The sequence below is a fragment of the Pseudomonas sp. LBUM1669 genome (assembly GCF_059695705.1).
Genome location: NZ_CP166784.1, coordinates 4,548,384 through 4,569,730, shown reverse-complemented (window position 1 = coordinate 4,569,730; position 21,347 = coordinate 4,548,384). Strand labels below are relative to the sequence as shown.

The following is a 21,347-nucleotide window of genomic DNA, read 5'->3' as shown; positions in this document are numbered from 1 at the left end:
GTGTCTGCGCACTTACGCACAGTTGAGTCGATTCATTTACCTCGAATCAAACGGCGCAAGGCAAAGCGGTTCGGATGACACGCCTCGGCCACGGCTCTGGGCAATGGCAGCGGTTCGTTGTCGAGCCAGGCAGCCAGCAACTCGCCTGACAACGGCGCGGTGATCAGCCCTCGCGAACCGTGGCCGCTGTTGACGTACAAGCCGTCCAGCCATGGGCAAGGGATGTCCGGCGTTTGTCGGGCATCCTTGCTCAGGGCGATGTAGGCGTCGGCGAAGGCCAGACTGTCTGACAAAGGGCCGACAATTGGCAGGTAATCGGGGCTGGTGCAGCGGAACGCCGCGCGACCTCCAAGTGTCTCGGGTCGCAAGGCCTCTGCGCCGAGTCGGGCGACCAGGTCCACGGAGATTTCCTCGAGCATCTGCAGGTTGCCGGCATGCTCGGCCGTGGTCGGCGTCAGGTCGTCGTTGTGGAAGTCGAAACTTGCACCCAGGGTGTGTTCGCCCAGACGGGCCGGTGCGACATAACCTTCGGCGCACACTACGGTGCTCAGGCTTTGGCTTGCAGGCGTTTGCGGCAAGCGAGTGATCTGTCCGCGAATACGTTTGAGTGGCAAGTCGCTGCTGAAGCCGAAACGCTTGATCTCGGCAGCACCGGCCAGCACCACCACCGGTGCGTTGGCCAGCAACCTGTGACTCTCCCACGCTTGCCATTGCCCTTCCACACGACGCAGTTCAAGTACATCGTGATGGGTCAGGAGCCGGATATTCGGATGCGCCGCTTGCCATGCGCACAGGGCGGGCGGATGCACCCAACCGCCCTCGGGGTAAAACAGGCCGCCCGATTGCAACGCGATGCCCGCGCGGATCTGCGCGTGTTCCTGATCGAGTGTGTGCAGCAAATCCTCGGGAAACGCAGCCGCCAGTTGTGCCTGACGTTCGGCTTCCTTGGCGTTGAAGGCCAGTTGCAGCACACCGCAATCGTCCCAGTCGACGCCTCGGTGCAAGTGCTCAAGTAAACGCCGGGTGTGACCGAAACCACTGACAATCAACTGTGACAATGCCGTGCCATGGGCCGAAAGCTTGAGGTACAACACGCCCTGTGGATTGCCCGACGCTTCCTGTGCCAACGCATCGTGCCGTTCCAGCAAACTGACTTGCCAGCCCCGCGCCGCCAGGCTGGCGGCGGTGGCGCAACCGGCCAGGCCTGCGCCAATCACCAGGGCGTGACGTTCGCCGGTCAACGGCGTTGGACGGGCAAACCAGGGTTTCGCCACGACAGGCGCGGGGGCGTCTTCAGGCCAGCCCAGAAACACGCCGCGCAGGATTTCCCATTTGTGGCCGATACCGGGCGTGCGCTTCATCTTGAAGCCCGCCGCGTTCAATAGTCGGCGAACCCAACCGGTGCTGGTGAAGGTGCTGAGGGTCGAGCCGGGCGCGGCCAGCCTTGCCAGCTCGGCAAACAGTTCGGCGGTCCACATGTCGGGGTTTTTCGCCGGGGCAAAGCCGTCGAGAAACCATGCATCAATCTGTGCGTCCAGTTGCGGCAATTGCTCCAGCGCGTCGCCGATCAGCAGCGTCAGGGTCACGCGACCGTTGTCCAGAACCAGGCGCTGGAAGCCTTGATGGATCGCCACGTATTGCTTCAGTAATTGATCGGCAAACGACTTGAGCTCCGGCCACAAGGCCAGGGCACGCTCTAAGTCTGGCTGGCTCAGCGGGTACTTTTCGACGCTGACAAAGTGCAGGCGCGCACCGGCCGCTGCGTGCTGTTCGAACAACTGCCAGGCGCACAAAAAATTCAAACCAGTGCCGAAACCGGTTTCGCCAATGACCAATCGACCACCGTCCGGCAACGCGGCGAAACGTTCACGCAAACCGTTCTGTTCGAGAAATACGTAGCGGGTCTCTTCAAGGCCTGACTTGTCCGAAAAATAGACATCGTCGAACACCCGCGAATACGGGCGACCCTGGTCGTCCCAGTCGAGTTCGGCGTGAGGCAATACAGGTTTCATGGCAGGCTCGGCAACGGCAAGGCGGCCATTCTAGCTGATCGAGGTGGCGATGCTTGATCCGTGGCACGTGTCAGTGACAATTGCCACAAAAGCCCAGCTGCAGGGAATTTTCTGTGATGACTATGGGCCCAATCCGCTAGTCTTGCTCAATCTGGAAAGGGAGTCGTCCATGTTCGAATCTGCTGAAATCGGTCACGCCATCGACAAAGAAACCTACGAAGCTGAAGAACCGGCACTGCGCGAAGCGTTACTCGAAGCGCAGTTCGAACTTCAACAGCAAAAGCGCTTTCCGGTGATCGTCCTGATCAACGGCATTGAAGGCGCGGGCAAGGGCGAGACGGTCAAGTTGCTCAACGAGTGGATGGACCCGCGGCTGATCGAAGTCCGCACCTTCGACCAGCAGACCGATGAAGAGCTGGCGCGACCACCGGCCTGGCGGTACTGGCGGATGCTCCCGGCCAAGGGGCGCATGGGGATTTTCTTCGGCAACTGGTACAGCCAGATGCTCCAGGGCCGGGTCCATGGGGAGTTCAAGGACGCGGTGCTGGATCAGGCGATCAACCAGTCCGAGCGCTTTGAAAAAATGCTCTGCGACGAAGGCGCGCTGATTTTCAAATTCTGGTTTCACCTCTCCAAGAAGCAGATGAAGGCGCGTCTCAAGGCACTTGCTGACGACCCCTTGCACAGCTGGCGCATCAGTCCGCTGGACTGGCAACAGTCCCAGACCTACGACAAGTTCGTGAAGTACGGCGAGCGTGTGTTGCGCCGCACTAGCCGCGACTACGCGCCTTGGCATGTGATTGAAGGCGTGGATGCGCATTACCGCAGTCTGGCGGTGGGTAAGATCCTGCTCGAAGGCCTGCAAAGTGCCTTGAAGCGATCCAGAATCCATCCCGCCAAGGTCAACGCTGCGCCGCTGCCAATCCATGTCGATCAGCTCAACCTGCTCGACAGCCTCGACTTGAGCCAATGCCTGGACAAGGACGATTACGAAGAGCAACTGATTACCGAGCAGGCGCGATTCTCGGGTCTGATGCGTGACAAACGCATGCGTCAACATGCCTTGATCGCGGTGTTCGAAGGTAATGACGCGGCGGGCAAGGGAGGGGCGATTCGGCGAGTTGCCGCGGCGCTCGATCCTCGCCAGTACAGCATCGTGCCGATTGCCGCGCCTACCGAGGAGGAACGGGCGCAACCGTATTTGTGGCGCTTCTGGCGGCACCTTCCGGCCAAGGGCAAGTTCACCGTATTCGATCGCTCGTGGTATGGCCGGGTATTGGTCGAGCGCGTTGAGGGCTTCTGTCCGCCCGCGGACTGGCTGCGGGCCTACAGCGAGATCAACGATTTCGAAGAGCAGATTTCCGAGTCTGGCCTCATCGTGGTCAAGTTCTGGCTGGCCATCGATAAGGAGACGCAACTGGAGCGATTCCAGGCGCGGGAAGAAATCCCCTTCAAGCGTTTCAAGATCACTGAAGACGACTGGCGCAACCGGGACAAGTGGGACGCCTACCGCGCGGCCGTCGGCGACATGGTTGACCGCACCAGCACGGAAATCTCGCCGTGGACCCTGGTGGAGGCCAACGACAAACGCTGGGCCCGGGTCAAGGTCCTGCGCACGATCAACCTGGCGCTGGAAGAAGCGTTCGAGAAATCAGACAAACACGACAAGAAGACCAAAAAACGCAAGTCGTGAGCCGATGGTTACGCATACGCGGGGTGAATGATTGTCGCGGTCGGTTATGGGGTGGACTTATGCTCGGTCCACTCTCAACCGACAACAACAATGAGGTATGCCATGCGTGAAGTGGTGATCGTCGACAGCGTGCGGACCGGCCTGGCCAAATCCTTTCGCGGCAAATTCAACCAGACCCGTCCGGATGACATGGCGGCGCATTGTGTCGATGCGTTGTTGGCGCGCACTGGCATCGACCCGGCCAGCGTCGAGGATTGCATCGTCGGTGCGGGCTCCAACGAAGGCGCTCAGGGTTACAACATCGGTCGCAACGTCGCGGTGTTGTCGCGTTTGGGCATCGGCACCGCGGGCATGACCCTCAACCGTTTCTGCTCGTCGGGCTTGCAGGCCATCGCCATTGCCGCTAACCAGATCGCGTCGGGCTGCAGCGACATCATCGTGGCCGGTGGCGTCGAGTCCATCAGCCTGACCATGAAAAGCGTCAACACCGACAACCTGATCAACCCACTCCTGAAAGAGCAGGTGCCTGGCATCTATTTCCCGATGGGCCAGACCGCCGAAATCGTCGCGCGCCGTTACAGCGTCAGTCGCCAGGAGCAGGATCTGTACGCATTGCAAAGTCAGCAGCGCACGGCTCAGGCTCAGGCCGCTGGATTGTTCGATGACGAAATCGTGCCGATGGCGGTGAAGTATCGGGTTGAAGACAAGGCCACCGGTCAGATCCAGATCCTCGACGGGATCGTCGACCGCGACGACTGCAACCGCCCGGACACCACGCTGGAAAGCCTGGCCGGGTTGAAACCGGTGTTTACCGAGGATGGTTCGGTGACGGCGGGTAACTCGTCGCAACTGTCCGATGGGGCTTCGATGACGCTGGTCATGAGCCTGGAAAAAGCCCTGGCGCTGGGACTCAAACCCAAGGCGTTCTTCCGTGGTTTCACGGTGGCCGGGTGTGCTCCGGACGAGATGGGCATCGGTCCGGTGTTTTCGGTGCCGAAATTGCTCAAGGCCAAGGGGTTGCAGGTGGCCGACATTGATCTGTGGGAGCTCAACGAAGCATTCGCTTCGCAGTGCCTGTACAGCCGCAATCGCCTGGAGATCGATAACGACAAGTACAACGTCAATGGCGGCTCGATTTCCATCGGCCATCCGTTCGGCATGACGGGTTCGCGTCAGGTCGGGCATCTTGTGCGTGAGTTGCAGCGGCGCAATTTGCGGTATGGAGTCGTCACCATGTGCGTAGGTGGCGGGATGGGTGCGACGGGGTTGTTTGAAGCGGTGCGTTAAGGCTAGAAGACGCCTGCTGTCTGATTAACCGCCATCGCGAGCAGGCTCGCTCCCACAGTGATCTGATGCGCTACGCAGATCCAGTGTGGGAGCGAGCCTGCTCACGATGGCAGCGCCTCGGTCTAACCCCTTGCACCCGAAATCTGCATCCGCTCTATGTACGCCTGAATCTCCCGCTCAGCCGCCAGCGGATTATCAAACGGCCCCTCCAGCGTGTTTTCCCGGGTGCTGAAAAATAGTTCCCCATTCACACGACACAACCGGTCGCAGCGAAAGTGCGTGGAGGGGGCGGTGTCCTGGGCGCGCATGCCGTACATGGCGGGTCTCCTCAAGGATGTTCTTGTGGGTGGATCCGATGAGCTTATGCATGAACCACTTGCAGCGCCTGGCCAACTGATCGACGGCACATCGCCAATTTAATGGTGCGACCTGCACAGTTTCATTCGCGGCCCGTCGCCAACTGTCCCTGTGTCGGGCCGGGGTCTGCGCCTAGAATGGTGTTTCTTGCCATCTGGCTTTGGGGTTCGCATGCACATTTCTTCCGGTCGCTGGGTTTACGGCTTGTTCCTGGCCTTGTTGACCGCGCTGCTGTGGGGAATCCTGCCGATCAAACTCAAACAAGTCCTGCTGGTGATGGACCCGGTGACGGTGACCTGGTTTCGCCTGACGGTGTCCGGTGGCTGCCTGTTCATCTATCTGGCGGCGACCAGACGCCTGCCCAGCCGCAAGGTTCTCGGTCCCCGTGGCGGCTGGCTGGTGTTGATGGCGGTGCTTGGCCTGGTCGGCAACTACGTGCTGTACCTGATGGGCCTGAACCTGCTCAGCCCCGGCACCGCGCAGTTGGTGGTGCAGATGGGCCCGATCATGTTGCTGATCGCCAGTCTGTTTGTGTTCAAGGAACGCTTCAGTGTGGGGCAGGGGATTGGTCTGCTGGTGCTGCTGATCGGTTTCGCGCTGTTCTTTAATCAACGCCTGGCCGAGTTGTTGACCTCGCTGACCGATTACACCGCCGGCGTGTTGCTGGTGCTTCTGGCCTCGACGGTCTGGACGTTTTACGCACTGGGGCAGAAGCAATTGCTGACGGTATGGAACTCGTTGCAGGTGATGATGGTGATCTACCTGTTCTGCGCGCTGTTGCTGACGCCTTGGGTGCATCCGCTGGAGGCGATGCAGTTGAGCCCGTTGCAAGGCTGGTTGCTGCTGGCGTGCTGCATGAACACCTTGATCGCCTACGGCGCCTTTGCCGAAGCGCTGGCCCATTGGGAAGCTTCGCGAGTCAGTGCGACGCTGGCGATTACGCCGTTGGTGACGTTTGGCGCGGTGGCCGTGGCGGCGTGGGCATGGCCGGAATATGTGCATGCCGAGACGATCAATGGCCTGGGGTATGGCGGGGCGGTGTTGGTGGTGGTGGGGTCGGCGTTGGTGGCCCTTGGGCCGTCGTTGATTGCCGGGCTCAGGGCCCGAAAGGTACGGATGGCGGCCAGTTAGACCGAGTTATCGTTCTTCGCGGGCAAGCCTCGCTCCTACAGGTTTTGTGTCGATCACAATATTCAGGATTGACACAAAACCTGTAGGAGCGAGGCTTGCCCGCGAAGACTGACTGTCAGGCGCTACAAAATTCAGCCCTTGGCACCGGCTTCCAACATATTCTCCGGCCTTACCCACGCATCAAACTCTTGATCCGTCAGATACCCCAGCTGCAACGCCGCCTCTCGCAAGGTCAGCCCCTCGCTGTAAGCCTTCTTGGCAATCTCCGCCGATTTGTCGTAGCCGATGTGCGGGTTCAGCGCGGTCACCAGCATTAACCCACGCTCCAGGTGCTCAGCCATTTTCGCCGCGTCCGGTTCAAGCCCGGCGATGCAATGCTGCTGGAAGTTGCTGCAGCCATCGCCGAGCAGGCGGATCGATTGCAGCAGGTTGTGGATGATCACCGGTTTGAACACGTTCAGTTGCAAGTGCCCCTGACTCGCCGCAAAACCAATGGCGACGTCGTTGCCCAGGACCTGGCACGCCAGCATCGACAGCGCTTCACACTGGGTTGGATTGACCTTGCCCGGCATGATCGAGCTGCCCGGTTCGTTGGCCGGCAGTTTCACTTCGGCAAAACCGGCGCGCGGCCCGGAACCCAGCAGACGCAGGTCGTTGGCGATTTTCATCAGGGTCACGGCGAGGGTTTTCAACGCGCCCGACAGGGTGGTCAGCGGCTCATGGCCGGCCAGCGCGGCGAACTTGTTCGGTGCGGTGACGAACGGCAGGCCGGAGAGGGCGGCCAACTCTGCGGCGATCGCTTCACCAAAACCGTGGGGCGAGTTCAGCCCGGTGCCGACCGCGGTGCCGCCCTGCGCCAGTTCACAGACCGCCGGCAGTGCGCTGCGGATGGCCCGTTCGGCGTAATCCAGTTGCGCGATGAACGCCGAGAGTTCCTGGCCGAAGGTGATCGGCGTGGCGTCCATCATGTGGGTGCGGCCGGTCTTGACCAATTTCATGTGCCGCGCCGCCAACTCGGCCAAGCCGCCGGAGAGTTCACTGATCGCCGGCAGCAAATGCTGCTGCACCGCCTGGGCGGCGGCAATGTGCATGGCGGTCGGGAAGCAGTCATTGGAGCTTTGGGAGCGGTTGACGTGATCGTTGGGGTGAACCGGGGTTTTGCCTCCACGGGGGTTGCCGGCCAGTTCGTTGGCGCGGCCGGCGATCACTTCGTTGACGTTCATGTTGCTCTGGGTGCCGCTGCCGGTCTGCCAGACCACCAGCGGGAACTGGTCGTCGTGGCTGCCGTCGAGCACTTCGTCGGCGGCCTGTTCGATCAGGCGGGCGATGTCGGCGGGCAGGTCGCCGTTGCGGTCATTGACCCGCGCCGCGGCTTTCTTGATCAGGGCCAGTGCGTGCAGCACGGCCAGGGGCATGCGTTCGTTGCCAATGGCGAAATTAATCAGCGAGCGTTGCGTCTGAGCGCCCCAATAGGCCTCATCCGGGACTTCCACCTGGCCAAGGCTGTCGGTTTCGATACGGCTCATCATGCACACTCCTGTAGGTCTGATAGCGCAGTTTAGGCCGTGATCGCCGGCCGTGGTTCCATCAGTCTGGATTTTGACCGTTCAACCCCTCTAATTCAGGCCTGACAAGGCTTGGGGTTGAGTGACACACTTTTTTAGGTGCAGAATGGTCGCCCTTGGGGTAATGACCTCGCCTGCTAGAAAAGGAAACTCGATGACTCGTCTTCGTGCCATCTGTACCGCGGTTGCACTGGTTTGCGCCAGCGGCCCTGTTTTTGCCGATACCGCCAGCCACAACGCCAGTGCCGAAGCTTTCCTGACCCTGGCGCACGCTGACAAATTGGGCACTCCGGTGTACATGCAAGTGCAGCAAATGTTTGCTCAGCGCTTTGAACAGACCAAAGCCCCTGAATCGAAAAAAGCCTTGCTGGAAACCTACCAGGCCAAAGCCAACGCCGCGCTGGACCAAGCCATTGGCTGGAACAAGCTCAAGCCGGACATGGTCAAGCTCTACACCACCAACTTCAGCGAATCCGAGCTGAAAGACTTGGTTGCGTTCTACAAGTCGCCACTGGGCAAGAAAGTCCTGGAAAAAATGCCGCAGCTGACTCAGCAATCGGCCCAGATGACTCAAGCCAAGCTGGAAAGCGCGGTGCCTGTGGTCAACAAACTGCTGGCTGACATGACTAACGAGCTGGATCCTAAAGCCGGCGCTGCTGCTCCTGCTGCCAAGAAAAAGCCTTAAGCGGAGCCCGGTATGACCATGCAACAACGCATCGAATCGACGCTGGGCTTGTTACAGCCCGAGCATCTGCAAGTGCTGGATGAAAGCCACATGCACAGCCGTGGGTTGCAGACCCACTTCAAGGCGGTGGTGGTCAGCCAGCAGTTTGAAGGGCTCAACCGCGTCAAGCGTCACCAGAAAGTCTACGGCACGCTCGGCGAGTTGATGGGCGAGTTCCATGCGTTGGCGCTGCATACCTACACGCCTGAAGAATGGGCACAGATCGGCACGGCCCCGGCCTCGCCGACCTGTGCTGGCGGCAGCAAACATTGATGTGATGGGCTGAAGGACTGATGGGCTGTTGTGGGGAGGGAGCTTGCTCCCGCTGGACTGCGAAGCAGTCCCAAAACCTGCAACAGCGCTCTGTTTGAAAGAGTGCAGTCGCCTGCATTACGACTGCTTCGCAGCCGAGCGGGAGCAAGCTCCCTCGCCACAAAGGCATCTCGCAGTCCTAAACCCACACCATTTTTGCTAGAATCCGCAACGCGCCGCTCACCCGGCGCGTTTTTTTTCGCATCCGGTTCACCCTTTGCGAGGGTAGCCACCTGGAGAAACAACCATGACACAACAGATTGTCGTGGCGGCACTGTATAAGTTCGTCACTCTGGAAGATTACGTTGCCCTGCGCGAGCCACTGCTGCAAGCCATGGTCGACAACGGCATCAAAGGCACGCTGCTGATCGCCGAAGAAGGCATCAACGGCACCGTGTCCGGCAGCCGCGAAGGCATTGACGGGCTGATGGCCTGGCTCAAGAACGACCCGCGCATGGACGACATCGACCACAAAGAGTCGTACTGCGACGACCAGCCGTTCTACCGCACCAAGGTCAAGCTCAAGAAAGAAATCGTCACCCTCGGCGTCGAAGGCGTGGACCCGAACAAAAAGGTCGGCACCTACGTCGATCCACAGAACTGGAATGCGCTGATCAGCGACCCTGAAGTGCTGTTGATCGACACCCGCAACGATTACGAAGTCTCGATCGGCACCTTCGAAGGCGCCATCGACCCGAAAACCACCAGTTTTCGCGAATTCCCCGACTACATCAAAGCCCATTTCGACCCGGCCGTGCACAAGAAAGTCGCGATGTTCTGCACCGGCGGCATTCGTTGCGAGAAGGCCTCGAGCTACATGCTCAGCCAGGGTTTCGACGAGGTCTATCACCTCAAGGGCGGCATTCTGAAGTACCTCGAAGAGGTGCCGCAGGAAGAAACCAAATGGCAGGGCGACTGCTTTGTGTTCGACAACCGCGTGACCGTGCGCCATGACCTCAGCGAAGGCGACTACGATCAGTGTCATGCCTGTCGTACCCCGGTGAGCGTGGAAGACCGTGCGTCCGAGCATTACGTGGCCGGCATCAGTTGCCCGCATTGCTGGGATACGCTGAGCGAGAAAACCCGTCGCAGCGCCATTGATCGGCAGAAGCAGATCGAGCTGGCCAAGGCACGCAACCTGCCTCACCCGATCGGCTACAACTACAAGCAAACTCCGTCAGAGGCTTGAACCATGTCTGCCCAACGCCTGCTCTATGTGATGGACCCGATGTGTTCCTGGTGCTGGGGCTTTGCGCCCGTCGCCAAGGCGCTGGTCGAGCAGGCGCAGGCCGCAGGGGTGGACGTGCATCTGGTTGTAGGCGGCTTGCGTACCGGTAGTGGCGCGGCGCTGGAGCCGACCACCCGGCGCTACATTCTTGAGCACTGGCAAGCCGTCACCGAGGCCACCGGACAACCGTTCAAGACCGAAGGCGCGTTGCCTGACGGTTTTGTCTACGACACCGAGCCTGCCTGTCGGGCGTTGGTGACCGCACGATACCTGGCGCCGGATTGCGCGTGGAAACTGCTCGGGCTGATTCAACACGCGTTCTACGCCGAAGGCCGAGACGTCACCCACGCCAGTGTCCTGGTCGAGTTGGCCGAGCAGGCCGGCCTGCCGCGCATCGAGTTTGCTGCCGCGTTCGACCGTGCCGATCAGCACGCCGCGACCGCTGCCGATTTCACTTGGGTCCAGGACCTCGGCATCGCCGGATTCCCAACGCTATTGGCCGAACGTAATGGTCAACTGGCGTTGTTGACCAATGGCTATCAACCCTTGAGTGAGTTGTCGCCATTGCTCGGCCGTTGGCTGGAGCGCGCTGCCTGTGCATGACCTGCCCGATGACACGCCAGCTCCCAAGCGTGTCGATCGGCTGAGTTGGGCTGAAATCCGTCGCTTGGCCCTTCACCATAAAAAATCCCTGTGGATCGCCAATGGCGTGGCGGTATTGGCCACCCTGTGCAGCGTGCCGATTCCTCTGCTGCTGCCATTGCTGGTGGACGAAGTCCTGCTGGGGCACGGCGATTCCGCGCTGAAAATCATGAACCACGCGTTGCCGGAAGGCTGGCAGAAAGCGGCGGGTTACATCGGCCTGATGCTGCTGGTGACCTTGTTGCTGCGCTGCGGTGCCTTGCTGTTCAACGTGGTACAGGCGAAGTTGTTCGCGGCGCTGGCCAAAGACATCGTGTATCGCATCCGCATACGGCTGATCGAACGGCTCAAGCGTATTTCCCTGGGCGAATACGAAAGCCTGGGCAGCGGCACGGTGACCACGCACCTGGTCACGGACCTGGACACGCTGGATAAATTCGTCGGCGAGACACTCAGTCGATTCCTCGTGGCGATGCTGACGCTGGTTGGCACCGCGAGCATTCTGATCTGGATGCACTGGAAGCTGGCGCTGCTGATCATGCTGTTCAATCCGCTGGTGATCTACGCCACGGTGCAACTGGGCAAGCGGGTCAAGCACCTGAAGAAGCTCGAGAACGACAGCACTTCGCGTTTCACCCAGGCCCTGACCGAAACCCTCGACTCGATTCAGGAAGTGCGTGCCGGCAACCGTCAGGGGTTTTTCCTCGGACGTCTGGGACAGCGGGCCCGGGAAGTGCGCGATTACGCGGTGAACTCGCAGTGGAAGACCGATGCGTCGAACCGCGCCAGTGGCTTGCTGTTCCAGTTCGGCATCGATATTTTCCGCGCCGCGGCGATGCTCACCGTGTTGTTCTCCGACCTGTCCATCGGCCAGATGCTGGCGGTGTTCAGCTACCTGTGGTTCATGATCGGTCCGGTGGAGCAGCTGCTCAATTTGCAATACGCCTATTACGCCGCCGGCGGTGCGCTGTCGCGGATCAACGAGCTATTGGCCCGCGCCGATGAGCCGCAATACCCCGGCGGTGTCGATCCGTTTCAGGGTCGGGACACCGTGGGCATCGAAGTTCAAGGCTTGAGTTTCGGATACGGCGACGAGTTGGTGTTGAACCAGATGGACCTGTCCATCGCCCCCGGTGAAAAAGTGGCGATCGTCGGTGCCAGCGGTGGCGGCAAGAGCACTTTGGTGCAGTTGCTGCTGGGGTTGTACACGCCCCTTGCCGGGACCATCCGTTTCGGTGGCTCGACCCAGCAGGAGATCGGCCTGGAAACCGTGCGCGAAAACGTCGCTGTGGTCCTGCAACACCCCGCGCTGTTCAACGATACCGTGCGTGCTAACCTGACGATGGGCCGCATACGCAGCGACGAGGCCTGCTGGCAGGCGCTGGAAATTGCCCAGCTGAACCAGACTGTTCGAGAATTGCCTGATGGACTGGACAGCATTCTCGGACGTTCCGGCGTGCGCTTGTCCGGTGGACAGCGGCAACGGCTGGCGATTGCGCGGATGGTGCTGGCCGAACCCAAGGTGGTGATTCTCGACGAGGCCACCTCGGCGCTGGACGCTGCCACCGAATACAACCTGCACCAGGCGCTGGCGCGGTTCTTGAGCCACCGTACCACGCTGATCATTGCGCATCGGTTGTCGGCGGTGAAACAGGCCGATCGGGTGCTGGTGTTCGACGGCGGGCAAATTGCCGAGGATGGTGACCATCAGCAGCTGATTGCCGAAGGTGGGTTGTACGCCAAGCTTTATGGCCATTTACAGCAGCATTAGTGACAGTTCGCGCCAGGTTGACGGCAAGTGCACGCAAAATACGGGCGCTGGCTTGCCGGGATCGAATACGCACCCTAGTCTAGCTGTAGCGATCACTTCGGATGATGATCAGGCAGTGCTAATGCAAGGGACCTCATGAAGCAAAAGCGGACTCTCGGAACCCCCAGGTTATTGGGCATCGTCTGGCCATTTATTGCCGTAGTGCTATTTCAAGCGCTGTTGGGCGGGGTCAGCCTCTATGTGCTTTCGGCAGTTCGCGGCTATGTGGCCGGGGAGAGCCTGTGGTCCAAGGGCCAGAAGGACGCCATCTATTACCTTAATCTCTACGCGGACAGTCGCGACGGAGTCATTTTCCTCAAGTATCAGAACGCCATTGCCGTACCCCAGGGTGGCCACGAGTTGCGTGTGGCGCTGGATCACCAACCACCGAACATTGAGGCCGCGCGAGTGGCGATCCTCAAGGGTGGCAACCACCCCGACGACGTCTCCAGCCTGATCTGGCTGTACCTCAATTTCCGGCATTTCAGTTACCTGGAAAAAGCCATCGACCGCTGGACGGTGGGTGATGCGTACCTGGTGCAACTCGATAACGTCGCGCAGGAGATGCATCAACGCATTGCCGAGAATCAGGCGTCGGACGCCGATATCAAGCGCTGGAAGGAGCAGATTTTTGCAATCAACGATGGTGTGACGCCTGCCGCCAAAGCATTTAGCGATGCCTTGGGCGAGGGCTCGCGCTTGATTCTGCGGCTGCTGCTGGTGACTAACCTCGCCACAGCGCTGGGCTTGATTGCATTGGCCCTGATGCGTACCCACAAACTGCTCAAGCAGCGCCATGCCTTTGCCGAGGCCTTGCAGTTGGAGAAAGACCGGGCGCAGATCACCTTGCAATCCATTGGCGACGGGGTGATCACCACGGATGTCGACGGTGCGATCGCCTACATGAACCCGGCGGCCGAAGCGTTGACTCACTGGAAAGGCGAGCAGGCCATCGGCTTGCCGCTGGCGGCCTTGTTCAATCTGCTGGATGACAACGCTCAGGCTGACGGTTTTACCTTGATCGAGCATATTTTAAGCGGTCAGCTCAGTGGCGGCAGCGAGCATTCCAAACTGATCCAGCGCCTCGATGGCAGCACCGTCTCGGTCACCCTGGTCGGGGCGCCGATCCGCAATGCCGACAAGGTCAGTGGCGCCGTGCTGGTGTTGCATGACATGACTCAGGAGCGCCAGTACATTGCCAATCTGTCCTGGCAGGCGACCCACGACGCCCTGACCGGGCTGGCCAATCGTCGCGAGTTCGAATATCGCCTGGAACAGGCGCTGCACAACCTGACCCGATACTCCGGGCGCCACGCCTTGATGTTCCTCGATCTGGACCAGTTCAAACTGGTTAACGATACCTGCGGCCATGCGGCGGGTGACGAACTGCTACGGCATATCTGCGCGCTGTTGCAATCAGGTTTGCGCGAAGGTGACACCCTGGCCCGGCTGGGCGGCGACGAGTTCGGGATTTTGCTGGAAAACTGTCCGCCGGAAGCGGCCGAGAAAATTGCCGAGAGCCTACGCCATACCGTGCAGAACCTGCACTTTGTGTGGAAAGGCCGGCCATTCGTCACAACGGTGAGCATCGGGATGGTTCATATCGCGCAAACCCCGACCACCCTCGAAGCTTCTCTGCGTGCTGCTGATATGGCCTGTTACATGGCCAAGGAAAAAGGGCGTAACCGTGTTCAGGTGTATAACGCCGATGATTCGGAACTGTCCCTGCGTTTCGGTGAGATGGCGTGGGTACAGCGCCTGCACATGGCCCTGGAAGAGGATCGCTTTTGCCTCTACTCCCAGGAAATCGCGCCCCTTGGACATACCGAACACGGCGGCGGGCATATAGAAATCCTGTTGCGTCTACATGATGAAGCCGGGCGCATGATATTGCCGGACAGTTTTATTCCGGCTGCCGAACGTTATGGCCTGATGACCGCACTGGATCGCTGGGTGGTGCAGAACGTCTTCAAGATCATTGCCCAATGTATTGCCGAAGAGCGCAAAGGTCCTTTGGCCATGTGTGCGATTAATCTGTCAGGCACTACTATCGGAGATGACGCGTTTCTGGACTTCCTGAGGGAACAGTTTGTTGTATGGTCCATTCCACCTGAAATGATTTGTTTTGAAATTACAGAAACCAGTGCAATTTCAAATCTGGGAAGTGCAATTAGATTTATCAATGAACTCAAAGGTTTAGGTTGCCACTTTTCGTTGGATGACTTCTGCGCCGGGATGTCCTCATTCGCCTACTTGAAACATTTACCTGTAGACTTCTTGAAGATCGATGGAAGTTTCGTAAAGGATATGCTGGACGACCCGATTAATCGCGCCATGGTAGAAGTGATCAACCACATCGGCCATGTCATGGGTAAACGCACGATTGCCGAGTTTGTAGAAACACCCCAGATCGAGCAGGCATTGCTGGAGATCGGGGTCGACTTCGCTCAAGGGTATGTCATTGAACGCCCGCATCTGTTTACCTGCGATAGTTTGCAAAGTCGTCCTGCCAGGCCTCAACCTTTGTTGTTCAAGGCGCCCGGCACGTTCCGTTGAAATCTCTTGCTGATCCTAACAATCACAATCAAAAGGAGCCCGACAGTGATCGACACATTCAACCGAACCGGACCACTCATGGAAGCTGCAAGTTATCCCGTATGGGCGCAACAGCTCATCAAGGACTGCAGCGAGAGTAAGCGCCGGGTTGTCGAACACGAACTGTATCAGCGCATGCGAGACAATAAACTCAGCGCAAAAACAATGCGTCAGTACCTTATTGGTGGCTGGCCGGTCGTTGAACAGTTCGCGTTATACATGGCACAAAACCTGACCAAGACTCGTTTTGCCCGCCACCCAGGTGAAGACATGGCGCGTCGTTGGTTGATGCGTAACATTCGTGTCGAACTTAACCATGCCGATTATTGGGTTAACTGGAGCCAGGCCCATGGTGTCAGCCTGGAAGACTTGCAGGCGCAACATGTTGCCCCTGAACTTCATGCCCTGAGCCACTGGTGCTGGCACACCAGTTCGGCGGATTCGCTAATTGTCGCCATCGCCGCGACCAACTACGCCATCGAAGGTGCGACCGGAGAGTGGTCGGCACTGGTCTGTTCCAATGGTGTCTACGCGGCAGCGTTCCCGGAGGAAGATCGCAAGCGGGCCATGAAGTGGTTGAAGATGCACGCCCAGTACGACGATGCCCATCCTTGGGAAGCGCTGGAAATCATCTGCACACTGGCGGGCATGAACCCGAGCAAATCCTTGCAAGTGGAATTGCGCCAGGCTGTCTGCAAGAGCTACGACTACATGCACCTGTTCCTGGAGCGCTGCATGCAGCTGGAACACTCGGAAAAGGCTCCGGTCGGGCGTGAGCGCATGGCATTGGCCGAAAGCTGATCCATAGGTAATACAGGCAAAAAATGTGGGAGCGGGCTTGGTCGCGAAAGCGGATTGGCAGTCAACATCATCGTTGAATGTCAGTCTGTATTCGCGAGCAAGCCCGCTCCCACATTAGTTATATGGCTTCGCTGAAGTTTAACCCGCCATGGCCAACCGGTTACGCCCTTCGCGCTTGGCGACATACAGCGCGCTGTCGGCCCGACGCAACAAACTATCGGCAGACTCTCCGGGTAGCAGCGTCGAACAACCCAGGCTGACCGTCAGTTCGACCTGATTGCCATCCGCCTTGTAGTTCTGCGCCTGCACCGCAAACCGCAGTCGTTCGCCGACCATCGCGGCGGCTTCCCGGCTGGTGTTGGACAGTAAGATCAGGAACTCTTCGCCACCAAACCGGAACACCATGTCCACATTGCGCAGCTGATTCTTGATCGAGGCTGCGACAGCCTTGAGCACGTCATCGCCAGCGCGGTGGCCGTAATTGTCGTTAACGTTTTTGAAGTGATCGATGTCCAGCATCAGCAGCGACAACGGCATCAAGTGGCGTCGCGACATCTCGATTTCACGCTGTAAGGTCTGATCCATGGCGATGCGGTTGCCGGTATCGGTCAACGGATCGCGCAATGCGCTTTGCGTCGCCGCGCGGTAGAGCAGGGCGTTACGCATCGGGAACAGTAGAGCGGACAGCAACGATTCCAGATTGCCTTGTTCGTGTTCGCTGAATCGCTGATTGCGGCGGAACACCAGTTCACCCAGGTTCTCGCCTTCATGACTGAGGCTGTAGGACACTGAATGATGGCCGCGCTGACCGAACTCCAAGCGCAAGTCGCTGGCCGGGTGCTGATAATTCAGCGCATCCAGCGGCACGAGGCGCTGAATCTCGCGGAAGAAAAGTCCGAGAATGCGCTGTGGCTCAAGACTGGTTTGCAGCTGCTGGCCGAGTTGCTGGCGCAATTGTGCGAGGCTGAGTGGCCGCTCCAGTAGGCCAGGTTGCTGACCAAAGCCCAGGCGTTGCAATTTGGCGCTGTCGAAGTCAATTGCGTTGGTCTGGGATGGTGATTTCATATGGCGTGAGCCCCTAAGCAGTAAGGCTGTCTTACAGGCTGGGTGAGAGCGGCTTTGGGCTGCGCGTCATACTGGTCCATCAGTCCCGTAGGACATTTGGCGCAAGTTTAGTCCGCTTTGCCGAAGATTAGTAACCTATCGACTGAGGCGTTTGCCCGATTGCTTTCACACGGCGTGTCTGAGCAAATTTAGAGCGAAAGTCATGCCAATGAGTTCATTTTGATTAAAAGCTTTCAAAATCAACATTTTGAGAAGTTTTTCGAGAGTTGCTGCCGGATAGAGCGACGGTGATTTGACTGAAACGGCTGCGTTTACGAGACACTTTGAGCGCCGCGCCGGGAACCCGGCGCAGTACAAAAAAGCGACGTGCGGTTGTTATTGAGCGTTGAAAGCCTGGCCGTTGATGCCCGCACTGTCGGGGCCCATCAGGTACAGGTAGACCGGCATGATTTCCTCGGGCGTGGGGTTGTTCAGCGGATTTTCACCCGGGTAAGCCTGGGCGCGCATGCTGGTGCGGGTGGCGCCCGGGTTGATGCTGTTGGAGCGCACCGGCGCCACGGTCTCGACTTCGTCGGCCAGGGTTTGCATCAGGCCTTCGGTGGCAAACTTGGACACGCCATAAGCGCCCCAGTACGCACGACCCTTGCGACCGACGCTGCTGGAGGTGAACACCACCGAAGCGTCCTGGGACAGCTTGAGCAGGGGCAGCAAGGTGCTGGTGAGCATGAACATGGCGTTGACGTTGACGTGCATGACGCGCATGAAGTTTTCGCCGGACAGCTGCTCGATCGGCGTGCGCGGACCAATGATCGACGCGTTGTGCAGCAAGCCGTCGAGGTGGCCGAACTCGGTTTCGATCATCGCGGCCAACTCGTCGTATTGATGAGGCAGCGCAGTTTCCAGGTTGAACGGTATCACCGCGGGTTGTGGATGCCCGGCGGCTTCGATTTCGTCATAGACCTGCGTCAGGTTGGCTTCGGTCTTGCCCAGCAGCAGTACGGTTGCGCCATGGGCGGCGTAGGTTTTCGCCGCCGCAGCGCCAATGCCGCGACCTGCGCCGGTGACCAGGATGACCCGGCCCTTGAGCAATTCAGGACGGGCGGAATAATCAAACATAAAAAACCTCACAACAATTCAACACAAAGGCGGGCACCGAACCTGTGGCGAGGGAGCTTGCTCCCGCTCGACTGCGAAGCAGTCGTAAATCAACAGATACGGTGTGCCTGACAGAATGCGTTTGTAGATAGAGGAGGCGCTTCGCGCCCCAGCGGGAGCAAGCTCCCTCGCCACAAAATCTGCGGTACTCAGCAGCTGCAAAGAGCGCTATCGAGCACCTTGCGCAACTCCAGCGGATGATCGACCACCACATCCGCCCCCCAATGCCGCGGGTTGTCGTCCGGGTGAATGTAGCCGTAGGTCACGGCAGCCGTTTTGGTACCGGCATCGCGACCGGACTCGATATCGCGCAAATCATCGCCCACAAACAGCACGCTGGCCGGGTCCAGGTCGAGCATCTTGCACGCCAGGATCAACGGCTCCGGGTCCGGCTTGCTGTTCTTCACATGGTCCGGGCAGATCAGCACCGCCGAGCGCTCGGCCAGCCCAAGTTGTTGCATGATCGGCTCGGCGAAGCGCACAGGCTTGTTAGTCACCACACCCCAGATCAGGTTGGCCTTCTCGATGTCGGCCAGCAGTTCGCCCATGCCGTCGAAGAGTTTGCTGTGAACCGCGCAATCCTTGAGGTAACGCTCGAGGAACTCCAGGCGCAGCTCTTCAAATCCCGGGGATTCCGGGTCCATGGAGAAGGTCACGGCGACCATCGCCTTGGCTCCGCCGGAAATCTCGTCGCGGATGTGCTTGTCGTTCACCGGCGGCAAGCCGCGATCGGCGCGCATCGCCTGGCAGATGGCGATGAAGTCCGGCGCGGTGTCGAGCAGCGTGCCGTCCATGTCGAAAAGGACTGCTCTGATACGCATCGGCTTACTCCTCGCGCAGGGTCTGGATCATGTAGTTGACGTCCACATCGGCCGCCAGTTTGTAGTGCTTGGTCAGCGGGTTGTACGTCAGCCCGATGATGTCCTTGACGGTCAGGCCGGCCATGCGGCTCCAGGCACCCAGTTCGGAAGGGCGGATGAATTTCTTGAAGTCGTGAGTGCCACGTGGCAGCAACTTCATGATGTATTCGGCGCCGACGATGGCGAACAGATACGCCTTCGGATTGCGGTTGATGGTGGAGAAGAACACCTGGCCGCCCGGTTTGACCATTTTGAAGCAGGCGCGGATTACCGAGGACGGGTCCGGCACGTGCTCCAGCATTTCCAGGCAGGTAACCACGTCGAACTGCTCGGGCATTTCTTCGGCCAGCGCTTCGGCGGTGATCTGGCGGTATTCGACGCTCACGCCGGATTCCAGCTGATGCAACTGCGCGACCGCCAAGGGTGCTTCGCCCATGTCGATGCCCATGACGGTGGCGCCGCGCTGAGCCATGGCTTCGCTGAGGATGCCGCCACCGCAGCCCACATCGAGGACTTTCTTGCCGGCCAGATTGACCCGCTCGTCAATCCAGTTGACCCGTAGCGGGTTGATGTCGTGCAGCGGTTTGAACTCGCTTTCGCGGTCCCACCAGCGATGGGCCAGGGCTTCGAATTTGGCGATTTCGGCGTAGTCGACGTTGCTCATGGTTTAAATCCTCTAAAACTTGAAAAATCCTGTTGCCCCGGTGTTCAGTCCCGGGGGGCTTACTATTTGGTGTGGCCGCTGATGCGTTGACCCCAGGCCTTGGCAGTGGCGCAAAGCTGCTCCTCGTCCAGGCGGGTCAGGCGACGGTCGTCGAGCAATTGTTTGCCGGCGACCCATAGGTGTTTCACGCAATCCCGGCCGGTGGCGTATATAAGCTGCGAAACCGGATCGTAGACCGGTTGCTGCGCCAGGCCCGACAGGTCGAACGCCACGATGTCAGCGGCTTTGCCGACTTCCAGCGAGCCGGTTTCAGCCTCGATCCCCAGCGCACGGGCGCCATTGAGCGTGGCCATGCGCAGCGCACGGTGGGCGTCCAGCGCAGTTGCCGAGCCAGCGACAGCCTTGGCCAACAGCGCGGCAGTGCGGGTTTCGCCGAGCAAATCGAGGTCATTGTTGCTGGCCGCGCCATCGGTACCGACGGCGACATTGACGCCGGCCTGCCACAGGCGCTCGACCGGGCAGAAGCCGCTGGCCAGCTTGAGGTTGGACTCCGGGCAATGAATCACATTGGTGTTGCTTTCTACCAGCAGCACCAGGTCTTCATCGCTGATCTGGGTCATGTGAACGGCCTGGAAGCGTGGGCCGAGCAAGCCCAGGCGGCCGAGTCGGGCCAAGGGGCGCTCGCCGCGCTGCTCGACCGATTGCTGCACTTCGAACGCGGTTTCATGGACGTGCATGTGAATCGAGGCGTCCAGTTCTTCGGCGATCACCCGGATTTTCTCCAGGTTTTCGTCGCCCACGGTGTAGGGCGCATGGGGGCCGAAGGTGACTTTGATCCGCTCATGGTGCTTGAGATCGCCGAACAATTCGACGCCCTGACGAATGGCCTCGTCCGCCGTGCTGGCGCCTGGAATCGGGAAATCGAGGATCGGAATCGCGATCTGTGCGCGAATGCCACTGTTATGGACGCGCTCGCTGGCAACCTTCGGGAAGAAATACATGTCAGAGAAGCAAGTGATGCCACCTTTGATCTGCTCGGCGATGGCCAGATCAGTGCCGTCGCGGACGAAGGCTTCATCGACCCACTTGGCCTCCGCGGGCCAGATGTGGTTTTCCAGCCAGGTCATCAGCGGCAGATCGTCGGCCAGGCCCCGGAACAGTGTCATCGCCGCATGCCCGTGGGCATTGATCAGGCCGGGGCTGAGCAACATGTCCGGCAACTCACGCACTTCGGTTGCGTTAAGCTTCAGCGCAGCCGACCGAGGGCCGATAAACACGATACGCCCATCGCGAATGCCCAGGCCGTGCTCTTTGAGGACAACACCAGCGGGTTCGACGGGTACCAGCCAGGTCGGCAGCAATAACAGGTCGAGCGCAGCGGCAGTGTTCGGCATCGAGGGTCGGTTCCAGTGCTTTTGTAAAGGATGGCGAAGTATACCCGAGCGT

Annotated in this window: 18 protein-coding genes; 10 read left to right on the top strand and 8 right to left on the bottom strand. The window is 59.5% G+C overall.

Annotated features, from left to right (window positions below):
* Positions 1-32: 32 nt before the first annotated feature.
* Positions 33-2,012, bottom strand: coding sequence for a bifunctional tRNA (5-methylaminomethyl-2-thiouridine)(34)-methyltransferase MnmC2/FAD-dependent 5-carboxymethylaminomethyl-2-thiouridine(34) oxidoreductase MnmC1 (mnmC, locus tag ACA051_RS21125; RefSeq protein WP_497371778.1), 1,980 nt, complete (start codon positions 2,010-2,012; stop codon positions 33-35).
* Between the two features lie 169 nt (positions 2,013-2,181).
* Here mnmC and pap point away from each other — a divergent pair, with 169 nt between their 5' ends.
* Together pap and ACA051_RS21115 are read left to right on the top strand one after the other, a co-directional pair.
* Positions 2,182-3,705: a polyphosphate:AMP phosphotransferase gene (gene pap, locus ACA051_RS21120; RefSeq protein WP_497371776.1), complete on the top strand. Its 1,524-nt coding sequence runs from the start codon at positions 2,182-2,184 to the stop codon at positions 3,703-3,705.
* A gap of 102 nt (positions 3,706-3,807) precedes the next feature.
* Positions 3,808-4,992, top strand: a complete 1,185-nt coding sequence (locus ACA051_RS21115) for a thiolase family protein (protein ID WP_497304469.1) — start codon at positions 3,808-3,810, stop codon at positions 4,990-4,992.
* Between the two features lie 122 nt (positions 4,993-5,114).
* On the opposite strand, the gene ACA051_RS21110 is transcribed toward ACA051_RS21115, so the two are convergent.
* A complete protein-coding gene (locus ACA051_RS21110; RefSeq protein WP_497371774.1) occupies positions 5,115-5,309 on the bottom strand; it encodes a DUF6316 family protein in 195 nt (64 codons plus the stop codon).
* Between the two features lie 211 nt (positions 5,310-5,520).
* On the opposite strand from ACA051_RS21110, the gene ACA051_RS21105 reads away from it, so the two are divergent.
* The gene (locus ACA051_RS21105; RefSeq protein ID WP_497304466.1) at positions 5,521-6,480 is read left to right on the top strand and encodes a DMT family transporter; all 960 of its coding nucleotides are present in this window, start codon (positions 5,521-5,523) and stop codon (positions 6,478-6,480) included.
* Between the two features lie 131 nt (positions 6,481-6,611).
* On the opposite strand, the gene ACA051_RS21100 is transcribed toward ACA051_RS21105, so the two are convergent.
* Complete coding sequence (locus ACA051_RS21100) at positions 6,612-8,006, bottom strand: class II fumarate hydratase (protein WP_497375617.1); 1,395 nt, start codon at positions 8,004-8,006, stop codon at positions 6,612-6,614.
* Positions 8,007-8,199: 193 nt separating this feature from the next.
* Here ACA051_RS21100 and ACA051_RS21095 point away from each other — a divergent pair, with 193 nt between their 5' ends.
* The 7 genes from ACA051_RS21095 to ACA051_RS21065 all read left to right on the top strand — a co-directional run bounded on the left by ACA051_RS21095 (position 8,200) and on the right by ACA051_RS21065 (position 16,157).
* A complete protein-coding gene (locus ACA051_RS21095; protein WP_403107373.1) occupies positions 8,200-8,730 on the top strand; it encodes a DUF2059 domain-containing protein in 531 nt (176 codons plus the stop codon).
* 12 nt (positions 8,731-8,742) lie between these two features.
* Complete coding sequence (locus ACA051_RS21090; protein ID WP_497304463.1) at positions 8,743-9,042, top strand: BolA family protein; 300 nt, start codon at positions 8,743-8,745, stop codon at positions 9,040-9,042.
* Between the two features lie 286 nt (positions 9,043-9,328).
* A complete protein-coding gene (gene trhO, locus ACA051_RS21085; RefSeq protein ID WP_109633750.1) occupies positions 9,329-10,270 on the top strand; it encodes an oxygen-dependent tRNA uridine(34) hydroxylase TrhO in 942 nt (313 codons plus the stop codon).
* Between the two features lie 39 nt (positions 10,271-10,309).
* A complete protein-coding gene (locus ACA051_RS21080) occupies positions 10,310-10,912 on the top strand; it encodes a DsbA family protein (RefSeq protein WP_497310641.1) in 603 nt (200 codons plus the stop codon).
* Entirely contained in the window at positions 10,905-12,722 is a 1,818-nt protein-coding gene (locus tag ACA051_RS21075) for an ABC transporter ATP-binding protein (RefSeq protein WP_497371772.1), read from the top strand. The genes ACA051_RS21080 and ACA051_RS21075 overlap by 8 nt, the downstream gene beginning before the upstream one ends.
* Positions 12,723-12,857: 135 nt before the next feature.
* The gene (locus tag ACA051_RS21070; protein ID WP_497304459.1) at positions 12,858-15,317 is read left to right on the top strand and encodes an EAL domain-containing protein; all 2,460 of its coding nucleotides are present in this window, start codon (positions 12,858-12,860) and stop codon (positions 15,315-15,317) included.
* Positions 15,318-15,395: 78 nt separating this feature from the next.
* On the top strand, positions 15,396-16,157 hold the full coding sequence (locus tag ACA051_RS21065; RefSeq protein ID WP_497304457.1) for an iron-containing redox enzyme family protein: 762 nt from the start codon (positions 15,396-15,398) through the stop codon (positions 16,155-16,157).
* 138 nt (positions 16,158-16,295) lie between these two features.
* Here the strand turns inward: ACA051_RS21065 and ACA051_RS21060 are convergent, their stop codons facing one another.
* The 5 genes from ACA051_RS21060 to ACA051_RS21040 form a co-directional block, all read right to left on the bottom strand.
* Positions 16,296-17,222, bottom strand: a complete 927-nt coding sequence (locus ACA051_RS21060; RefSeq protein WP_497304455.1) for a GGDEF domain-containing protein — start codon at positions 17,220-17,222, stop codon at positions 16,296-16,298.
* Between the two features lie 375 nt (positions 17,223-17,597).
* Entirely contained in the window at positions 17,598-18,338 is a 741-nt protein-coding gene (locus ACA051_RS21055) for a YciK family oxidoreductase (protein WP_497304453.1), read from the bottom strand.
* A gap of 188 nt (positions 18,339-18,526) precedes the next feature.
* On the bottom strand, positions 18,527-19,198 hold the full coding sequence (gene mupP / locus ACA051_RS21050; RefSeq protein WP_497371770.1) for an N-acetylmuramic acid 6-phosphate phosphatase MupP: 672 nt from the start codon (positions 19,196-19,198) through the stop codon (positions 18,527-18,529).
* Positions 19,199-19,202: 4 nt separating this feature from the next.
* A complete protein-coding gene (ubiG, locus tag ACA051_RS21045; protein ID WP_109633737.1) occupies positions 19,203-19,901 on the bottom strand; it encodes a bifunctional 2-polyprenyl-6-hydroxyphenol methylase/3-demethylubiquinol 3-O-methyltransferase UbiG in 699 nt (232 codons plus the stop codon).
* Positions 19,902-19,963: 62 nt separating this feature from the next.
* Entirely contained in the window at positions 19,964-21,295 is a 1,332-nt protein-coding gene (locus ACA051_RS21040; RefSeq protein WP_497371768.1) for a TRZ/ATZ family hydrolase, read from the bottom strand.
* Positions 21,296-21,347 lie beyond the last annotated feature (52 nt).

Bases quoted from the DNA above. Each gene is read 5' to 3' on its own strand.
- mnmC (WP_497371778.1), bottom strand. From the start codon at position 2,012: ATGAAACCTGTATTGCCTCACGCCGAACTCGACTGGGACGACCAGGGT.
- pap (WP_497371776.1), top strand. From the start codon at position 2,182: ATGTTCGAATCTGCTGAAATCGGTCACGCCATCGACAAAGAAACCTAC.
- ACA051_RS21115 (WP_497304469.1), top strand. From the start codon at position 3,808: ATGCGTGAAGTGGTGATCGTCGACAGCGTGCGGACCGGCCTGGCCAAA.
- ACA051_RS21110 (WP_497371774.1), bottom strand. From the start codon at position 5,309: ATGTACGGCATGCGCGCCCAGGACACCGCCCCCTCCACGCACTTTCGC.
- ACA051_RS21105 (WP_497304466.1), top strand. From the start codon at position 5,521: ATGCACATTTCTTCCGGTCGCTGGGTTTACGGCTTGTTCCTGGCCTTG.
- ACA051_RS21100 (WP_497375617.1), bottom strand. From the start codon at position 8,006: ATGAGCCGTATCGAAACCGACAGCCTTGGCCAGGTGGAAGTCCCGGAT.
- ACA051_RS21095 (WP_403107373.1), top strand. From the start codon at position 8,200: ATGACTCGTCTTCGTGCCATCTGTACCGCGGTTGCACTGGTTTGCGCC.
- ACA051_RS21090 (WP_497304463.1), top strand. From the start codon at position 8,743: ATGACCATGCAACAACGCATCGAATCGACGCTGGGCTTGTTACAGCCC.
- trhO (WP_109633750.1), top strand. From the start codon at position 9,329: ATGACACAACAGATTGTCGTGGCGGCACTGTATAAGTTCGTCACTCTG.
- ACA051_RS21080 (WP_497310641.1), top strand. From the start codon at position 10,310: ATGTGTTCCTGGTGCTGGGGCTTTGCGCCCGTCGCCAAGGCGCTGGTC.
- ACA051_RS21070 (WP_497304459.1), top strand. From the start codon at position 12,858: ATGAAGCAAAAGCGGACTCTCGGAACCCCCAGGTTATTGGGCATCGTC.
- ACA051_RS21065 (WP_497304457.1), top strand. From the start codon at position 15,396: ATGGAAGCTGCAAGTTATCCCGTATGGGCGCAACAGCTCATCAAGGAC.
- ACA051_RS21060 (WP_497304455.1), bottom strand. From the start codon at position 17,222: ATGAAATCACCATCCCAGACCAACGCAATTGACTTCGACAGCGCCAAA.
- ACA051_RS21055 (WP_497304453.1), bottom strand. From the start codon at position 18,338: ATGTTTGATTATTCCGCCCGTCCTGAATTGCTCAAGGGCCGGGTCATC.
- mupP (WP_497371770.1), bottom strand. From the start codon at position 19,198: ATGCGTATCAGAGCAGTCCTTTTCGACATGGACGGCACGCTGCTCGAC.
- ubiG (WP_109633737.1), bottom strand. From the start codon at position 19,901: ATGAGCAACGTCGACTACGCCGAAATCGCCAAATTCGAAGCCCTGGCC.
- ACA051_RS21040 (WP_497371768.1), bottom strand. From the start codon at position 21,295: ATGCCGAACACTGCCGCTGCGCTCGACCTGTTATTGCTGCCGACCTGG.